We start from the raw sequence: 7183 nt of genomic DNA on the forward strand, positions 1-7183 counted from the left end.
AGAACTCGGGCGGGGCCTGGTAGATCTCGTCGGCCGGCTTCAGCGACGTGGTGACGAGTCAGTACAGGGGGCCGAGGAACAGCGCGGCCACCCCGACGAGCACCACGTACTGCACCGCGCGGACGGGCCGCGGCGTGCGCTGCGGGCGGGCCGGGCGGCCCCGCTCCGCCGTCGTCACGGGCGTCATGCCGGGTGCACCCGCCTCTCCATCACGCGGACCTGGACGGCCGTGACGACCAGCAGGATCACGAACATGATCACCGAGATCGTGGCCGCCCTCCCGGCGTCGAACGCCTCGAAGCCCTCTTCGTAGATCGCCCAGCTGAGCGTGGTGGTCGCGTCGCCGGGGCCGCCGTTGGTCATCACCGCGATGACGTCGAAGGCCTGGAACGTCCCGATCACGGTGGTGATCAGGAGGAAGAACGTGATCGGCCGCAGCTGCGGCAGCGTCACCCGTCGGAACCGGGTCCACGCGCCCGCGCCGTCGATCAGCGCCGCCTCGTCGAGCTCACGCGGCAGGCTCTGCATGCCGGTGAGGTAGATCAGCCCGGCGAAGCCGATGTTCTTCCAGAGGTAGACGAGGACCAGCGCCACGAGCGCCCCGTCGGAGTCGTTCACCAGGTTCGGCGCGGTGATCCCGAGCGGGTCGAGCAGCACCCGCACCATCCCGTAGCCCGGGTCGAAGATGAACAACCACAGCGTGGCCACCGCGGCCCCGGACGGCACGTGCGGCGCGAACGACAGCGTGCGCACGAACCCGCGGCCGGCCAGCGGGAGGTTCAGCAGCACGGCGAGCGCGAGGCCGATCACCACGCTGCCGGCCACGATGAGGCCGGTGAACACCACGGTCGTCCACAGCGTCTGGTGGAAGGCGGGGTCGGTGAGCGTGCGCGCGTAGTCGGCCAATCCGACGAACGTCGGCCGGACCGCGATCATGTTCCATTCGGTCAGGCTGAGGTAGGCGTTGTAGGCGATCGGCCAGTACGCGAAGACCGCGATCACGATCAGGTCGGCGCCACCATCAGCGCGAACAACCCGTACTCCCGCAGCGGGCGCTTCCGCGCCCCCGGCCCCCGCTGCGCGGGCGCATCCGGGCGCGTTCGGACCGGCTGCCCGACAGCGGTCATGCCCGCCTCCTCGTCGTGGTGGGCGTCACGGGCGAGGAAGTTATCAGCCGAAGATGATGAAGAACAGCCCCAGAGTGTGATGTTCGGTGTTAGTTCACAGAGTTGACCGCCCGGCGCCGTTTCGGGCACCGGTTCGACCGGCCCTCAGACCTCCGGGCGCGAGCGCGGGCCGTGCAGGAGCGTCGACACGCGCTGCCTGCTCACGTGGAACAGCTCACCGATCCGCGTGATGCTGACGTTCTCGCGCTGCAGCGCCCGCGCCTCCTCGCGCCGGAACCGGCTGCCCAGCTCCCCGAGGTCGTCGAGCACCCGCGAGATCGTCTCGATGACGAGCGGCCGCTCCTCGGTGGTCACGATCGTGTACCAGGACGCGCCCGCCCTGCGGCGCTCGATCAGCTCATCGGCGCGGGCGGACGCCTCGCCCAGCGCGGTGATCGTGCGTTCCAGCCCCGCCTTCAGCTCCACCAGCGCTCGGATCGCCGGGTCCTCGTTCTCGCGCTCCATCCTGCGCGCCCCCTCTCGCCCGATCTCCCCCGATCATGCCCCCGATCGGGTTGCATCCGGTCGTGCACGGAGCGCTCACACCTCGACGACCTCCACCCGCGCTCCCTTGTCGCGCAGGGCGGCCACCTGGTCGGCGGGTGCCTGGTCGTCGACGAGGACGAGGTCGAAGTCGGTGAGCGGGGCCAGCCGGTGCAGCGCGGTGCGCCTCAGCTTGGCGTTGTCGATCATGAGCACCCGGGTGCGCGCCGCGCGCAGCATCGCCCGCTTGACCAGCACGATCTCCTGCTCCTGGTGGTAGGCGTGGGTCGCCGACACCGCGGAGACGCTGCAGAACAGCAGGTCGGTCTGCAGTGCCTCCACGGCCTCGGCGCACGGCACGCCGCCGAAGGAGTCGTGGGTGGGCGAGTAGATGCCGCCGAGCACGATCAGCCGCACGTCGGGCATCGCGGTGAGCAGCGAGATCGCGGGCAGGAAGTTGGTCGCGACCGTGAGCGGCGCGACGCCCTCCAGCAGGCGCACGACCGCGAGCGCGCTGGTGGAGTCGTCCAGCATCACCGACATGCCGGGCTCGACCATGTCCCTCGCCCGCCGCGCCAGCGCCTGCTTCTGGGCCTGCGCGGTGTTGAGGCGGTAGGCGACGTTGCTCTCGAAGACGCTGGTCGGCTGCGCGGTGACGCCGCCGCGGTACTTGCGCACGACGCCCTGGCGCTCGAGCGCGTCGAGGTCGCGGTGCACGGTCATGAGGCTGACCCCGAACGCCTCGACGAGCTCGTGGGCGGTGGCCGTGCCGTGCTCGACGACGTAGGCCGCGATCTCGGCCTGCCGGCGAGCCGGGCGGCGGGCAGGCGCGTCCGACCCGCCCTCGGAGCTAGTCGCACTCATGGGGAGATTGTCCGGCGCCCGCGGCGGCAGCGATCGACCGCTACCCGCGACGACCGCGGCGCGCGCCCCCGGGACGCCCGCTCACCAGGCCCGGAGCAGGGCCTCCGCCCCCTCGGCGAGCTCCCGCACGACCTCGGCGGCGGGCCGCACGGCCGTGACGTGCTCGACGCCGCTGCCCGCGTAGAGCGCCATCGCGTCGATCCGGCCGTTCACCTGCTTGTGCGGGGGCAACCCGGCCCGCGGCGGGATCGGCTGCTCGCCGTCGCCACTCGGCAGGGTGCCCACCACGTCGCCCTCGACGGCGGCCACGGCCGCGATCGCCGAGCGCAGCACCCGCGCCCGCGGGAGCGTGGCGCACATCGGGCAGTCCGCGAAGCCGTCGGTGATCTCCGTGCCCTCCGGGCCGGCGGCGAGCAGCGCCAGGACGTACTCCGGGTGGGCGCCCGACTCCGACGTCGCGATGAACCGGGTGCCGATCCGGGCGCCCGCTGCGCCCGCCGCGAGCACCGCGGCCAGCGCCCGCGGCTCGGCGATGCCGCCCGCTGCCAGCACCGGCACGTCCACCGCCCGCAGCACGGCGGTGAGCAGCGGCAGGAGCGGGGTGTCGCCGCGCACGTGCCCACCGGCCTCCCGGCCCTGGACGGTCACGACGTCCGCCCCGGCCTCGGCGGCGAGCACGGCGTCCGGCAGCGACCCGACCTGCCAGTTCACCAGCGCACCGCCCTCGTGCGCCGCGTCGACGAGCTTGGCGTGCGGGGCGCTCCAGAAGAAGTCGACCATCCGCGCCCGCGCACCGGCCACCGCGACCGCCTCCGGGTCGATCTGCTCGGTGATGAAGTTGACGGCGAGCGCGCCCGCGCCTGCGTCCATCCAGGAGTCCAACTGCGCAGCCAGCTCCTGCGGCTGCACCCCGAGCGGCGCGCTGACCGTCCCGACGCCGCCCGCCCGCGCCACCGCGAGCGCGAGCCCGGACGGGGAGATCAGCCCCATCGGTGCCTGCTGGATCGGGACGTCGCAGCCGACGAGCTCGGTGAACCGCGTGCTCAGCACCGTAAAAGGATGACGCGCGGCGGGCCCGAGGTCGAGCCTCGAGGGCGGCGCGCCGGGCTATCCCGGTGCCGCCATCCCCCTGATCCGCTCCGCCTGCGCGAGCTGCATCGCCCGGCCGCGCTCCAGGAAGTCGGCGATCAGCTCGAGCTCGGCCGCGCTCCAGCGCCGCAGCAGCGCGGTCCCGGCCTCCCCGAGCGGCCCGTAGATCCGGTCGACGAGCTCGCGCGCGGAGGCGGTCAACGCGACGACCGCGCGCCTGCGGTCCTCGGGGTCCGTCTCGCGGGTGAGGTGGCCGCGCGCGACGAGCCGCTGGATCGCGGTCGTGGCGGCCGCGGGGCTCAGCTGCACGGCCGCGGCGACCTGCCCCGCCGTCCGCGGACCGCCCGCGACGGCGGCGAGGATGCGCAGGTCGGTGCGGTTGACGCCGAACGCGAGCGCCGCCGCCTCGTCCACCGCGTCGGCCGCCGCGCCGAACTCCGCCGCGGCGCGCGCTGCCCGCTCCACCGCCGATTGCTTCGACACTCGAAAGAGTCTAGCCTCGGTCGCGAATTACTTCGACGATCGAAAGGATTCACATGGCCACGACCGCCCTGCCGAGCTGGCTCCCCGCGGCGAACCGCCTGGTCAGGCTGGTGCAGCGGGCCGGGCTGAGGCTCGGCACGATCCACGTGCTGACCGTGCCGGGCCGCGTCTCCGGCGCCCCGCGCCCCACCCCCGTCTCCCCGCTGACCGTCGACGGCCGCCGCTACGTGGTCGCCGCGCTGCCGCAGTCGGACTGGGCCCGCAACGCGCGGGCGGCGGGCCGGGGCGAGCTCGCCCGGGGACGCAGGCGCGAGGAGGTCACGCTGACCGAGGTCACCGACCCCGAGCTGCGCCGCACCGTGGTGCGCGCCTTCCCGACCGAGGTGCCGCACGGCGTCCCGTTCTTCGTGCGGCTCGGCCTGGTGAAAAGCGGCGATCCCGACGAGTTCGCCGGGATCGCCGATCGGGTTGCGGTCTTCGAACTGCGTTCCGCCGGGTGACGGCTACGCGGCGGCCACCTTCTTGCGGCCCGCGACCTCGACCGCCGTGTCGAACTCGCGCTCCATCTCCGCATTCGGCACGTAGGTCATCCGGCTGACGACGGCCGCGACCACGAGGTTCGCGATGAACCCGGGCACGATCTCGTACAGGTCGACCCCGGAAATGGCCTCCCCGTAGGCGTCCCAGGCGAAGACCACGACGGCGCCGGCGACCATTCCGGCGAGCGCACCCCAGTTCGTGAGCTTGCGCCAGAACAGCGACAGGATGATGGCGGGGCCGAACGAGGCGCCGAAGCCGGCCCAGGCGAACGCGACCAGGTCGAGGATCGTGTTGTTCGGGTTGAGGGCCAGCAGGCCGGCGATCACGGCGACGGCCAGCACGCACACCCGGCCGAGCGTCAGCAGCGCGCGCTCCGAGGTGTCGCGCCCGAAGACCTTGTACAGGTCCTCCACGAAGGCCGAGGAGCTGACGATCAGCTGGCTCGACACCGTGCTCATGATCGCCGCGAGCACCGCGGCGAACACGAAGCCGACGAGCACCGGGTGCAGCAGGTCCTGCGCCATCGCCAGCACCACGAGCTCGGGGTCGTCGAGCGTGGCGGCCGTGCGCGTGAAGAACGCGACGCCGATGATCCCGCACGCGACCGCCCCGATCAGCGACAGGACCATCCAGCCGATCCCGATCCGGCGCGCCGGGCCGGCCGCCGCCGCGTCCCGCATGGCCATGAAGCGCACGATGATGTGCGGCTGACCGAAGTAGCCCAGCCCCCACGCCGCCGCGGAGATGATGCCGACCACCGTGGTCGCCGACAGCGTCGCGTCACCCAGCAGGGACAGGTGGTTGGGGTCGACCTCGCGGATCGCCGCGGTCGTCTCGTCGAGCCCGCCGACCGCGGAGATCGCGATGACCGGCACGACCAGCAGGGCGAACATCATCATGAGCCCCTGCACCACGTCGGTCAGGGAGGCGCCGAGGAAGCCGCCGAACAGGGTGTAGGCCAGGGTCACGATCGCGACGAGCAGCACGCCCCCCAGGTAGGGGCCGTCGAACGCGATCACGAAGAACTGGCCGCCCGCAACCAGCATCGACGAGACGTAGAAGGTGAAGAACACGAGGATGATCGCGCCCGACGCGACCCGCAGCGCCCGCGACGTGTCGTGCAGGCGGTTCTCGAGGAAGCTCGGGATCGTGATCGAGTTCTTCGCGACCTCGGTGTAGGAGCGCAGCCTCGGCGCCACGAACAACCAGTTGAGGTAGGCGCCGATGGTGAGGCCGATGGCGATCCAGGCCTCGACGAGCCCCGCGGCGTAGATGGCGCCGGGGAGGCCCATCATCAGCCAGCCCGACATGTCCGATGCGCCCGCGCTCAACGCGGCCGTCCACGGTGGGAGCTTGCGCCCCCCGAGCATGTAGTCCTCGTGGTTGCCGGTCTGCCGGTAGGCGTAATAGCCGATACCGATCATCGCGGCGAAGTACACGACCAGCGCGGCGATCTCGTAGGCCTGATCGGACATCCCTTTTCCTCCCCGTCGGGCTTGACATTCTCGGCACGCCGGCCGGGTGCCCGTAAAGATCTACGGCGTTACGATTCAGCCGCGAGTCGCGAGCGAGCGCAGGAAGAAGGCCATGTTCGCCGGGCGCTCGGCGAGGCGCCGCATGAAATAGCCGAACCACTCGGTGCCGTAGGGCAGGTAGACGCGAACCCGCAGCCCGCGCGCCGCGAGATCCGTCTGGGCCTGGGGGCGCACGCCGTAGAGCATCTGCAGCTCCCAGTCGTCGACCGAGCGCCCGTTGCGGTCGGCGAGGTGGCGGGCGATCGCGATCAGCCGCGGATCGTGCGTCGCCACCATCGGCACGCCCTCCCCGGCCATGAGGACCTTGAGGCAGCGGACGTAGGACCTGTCGACCTCGGCGGCGCTGCGGTAGGCCACAGACTCCGGCTCGTCGTAGGCGCCCTTGCAGAGCCGCACCCGGGAGCCGGGCCCCGCGAGGTCCCGGCAGTCCGCCTCGGTGCGCCGCAGCTGGGACTGCAGCACCGCCCCCACCCAGGGGAAGTCCACCCGCAGGTCGCGCACGGTGGCGAGCGTCACGTCGGTGGTGGTGTGGTCCTCCATGTCGACGGTGACGGTGGTGCCCACCGCGGCCGCCGCCTCGCACACCTGCCGCGCCGCCTCCAGCGCGATCTTGTCGCCGTCGCGGGGCAGCCGCTGCCCGAACGCCGAGAGCTTCACCGACACCTCCACCCGGTCGGCGAGCCCCTCCCTCCCCAGGCGCTCCAGGAGGGTGCGGTAGGCGTGGACGTGCGCGTCGACCTGCGCGCGCTCGGTGGTGTCCTCACCGAGGTGATCGACCGTGACGTACCGGTCGGCCGCGATCCGGCGCGCCGCCTCGATCGCCGCGTCGACCGTCGTGCCGGCGACGAAGCGGTCCACCAGGGGGTCGAACGGGCCCGCCTCCACGAGGGCGCGCACGGTGCCCGACCGGGCCGCGGCCAGCAGGGTGCTGCGAAGCATGCGCAGGACCGTAAAGCGTGGCGGTCCCCACAGGCTTGTCCGAGTGGACAAGGTTTCCGCAACACCCTGGTCCGGCCGGACTAG

The 7183-nt window shown here is 72.4% G+C and carries 10 protein-coding genes; 1 reads left to right on the plus strand and 9 read right to left on the minus strand.

All coding sequences use genetic code 11. From position 1 onward, the window contains the following. Positions 1-58: 58 nt before the first annotated feature. From VKZ81_RS24365 to VKZ81_RS24395, 7 genes are all read right to left on the minus strand, one after another. Entirely contained in the window at positions 59-187 is a 129-nt protein-coding gene (locus tag VKZ81_RS24365) for a hypothetical protein (RefSeq protein ID WP_324243992.1), read from the minus strand. Beyond that, complete coding sequence (locus VKZ81_RS24370; protein ID WP_324243993.1) at positions 184-1002, minus strand: carbohydrate ABC transporter permease; 819 nt, start codon at positions 1000-1002, stop codon at positions 184-186. The genes VKZ81_RS24365 and VKZ81_RS24370 overlap by 4 nt, the downstream gene beginning before the upstream one ends. Before the next feature lie 2 nt (positions 1003-1004). Next, positions 1005-1127: a hypothetical protein gene (locus tag VKZ81_RS24375; RefSeq protein WP_324243994.1), complete on the minus strand. Its 123-nt coding sequence runs from the start codon at positions 1125-1127 to the stop codon at positions 1005-1007. A 144-nt stretch (positions 1128-1271) separates the two neighbouring features. Continuing rightward, complete coding sequence (locus tag VKZ81_RS24380; RefSeq protein WP_324243995.1) at positions 1272-1631, minus strand: hypothetical protein; 360 nt, start codon at positions 1629-1631, stop codon at positions 1272-1274. 75 nt (positions 1632-1706) lie between these two features. Then, on the minus strand, positions 1707-2513 hold the full coding sequence (locus VKZ81_RS24385) for a DeoR/GlpR family DNA-binding transcription regulator (RefSeq protein ID WP_324243996.1): 807 nt from the start codon (positions 2511-2513) through the stop codon (positions 1707-1709). 81 nt (positions 2514-2594) lie between these two features. Continuing rightward, positions 2595-3563 carry an NAD(P)H-dependent flavin oxidoreductase gene (locus tag VKZ81_RS24390; protein ID WP_324243997.1) on the minus strand — a complete coding sequence of 323 codons (969 nt, stop codon included), beginning with the start codon at positions 3561-3563 and terminating at the stop codon, positions 2595-2597. A gap of 57 nt (positions 3564-3620) precedes the next feature. Beyond that, on the minus strand, positions 3621-4085 hold the full coding sequence (locus VKZ81_RS24395) for a MarR family winged helix-turn-helix transcriptional regulator (protein ID WP_324243998.1): 465 nt from the start codon (positions 4083-4085) through the stop codon (positions 3621-3623). Between the two features lie 53 nt (positions 4086-4138). On the opposite strand from VKZ81_RS24395, the gene VKZ81_RS24400 reads away from it, so the two are divergent. After that, a complete protein-coding gene (locus tag VKZ81_RS24400; protein WP_324243999.1) occupies positions 4139-4585 on the plus strand; it encodes a nitroreductase/quinone reductase family protein in 447 nt (148 codons plus the stop codon). A gap of 3 nt (positions 4586-4588) precedes the next feature. Here the strand turns inward: VKZ81_RS24400 and putP are convergent, their stop codons facing one another. After that, positions 4589-6100: a sodium/proline symporter PutP gene (gene putP / locus VKZ81_RS24405; protein ID WP_324244000.1), complete on the minus strand. Its 1512-nt coding sequence runs from the start codon at positions 6098-6100 to the stop codon at positions 4589-4591. A gap of 75 nt (positions 6101-6175) precedes the next feature. Further along, positions 6176-7099 carry a proline dehydrogenase family protein gene (locus VKZ81_RS24410; RefSeq protein ID WP_324244001.1) on the minus strand — a complete coding sequence of 308 codons (924 nt, stop codon included), beginning with the start codon at positions 7097-7099 and terminating at the stop codon, positions 6176-6178. Between the last annotated feature and the right edge of the window lie 84 nt (positions 7100-7183).

This window comes from Pseudonocardia sp. (genome assembly GCF_035305885.1).
GTDB lineage: Bacteria > Actinomycetota > Actinomycetes > Mycobacteriales > Pseudonocardiaceae > Pseudonocardia.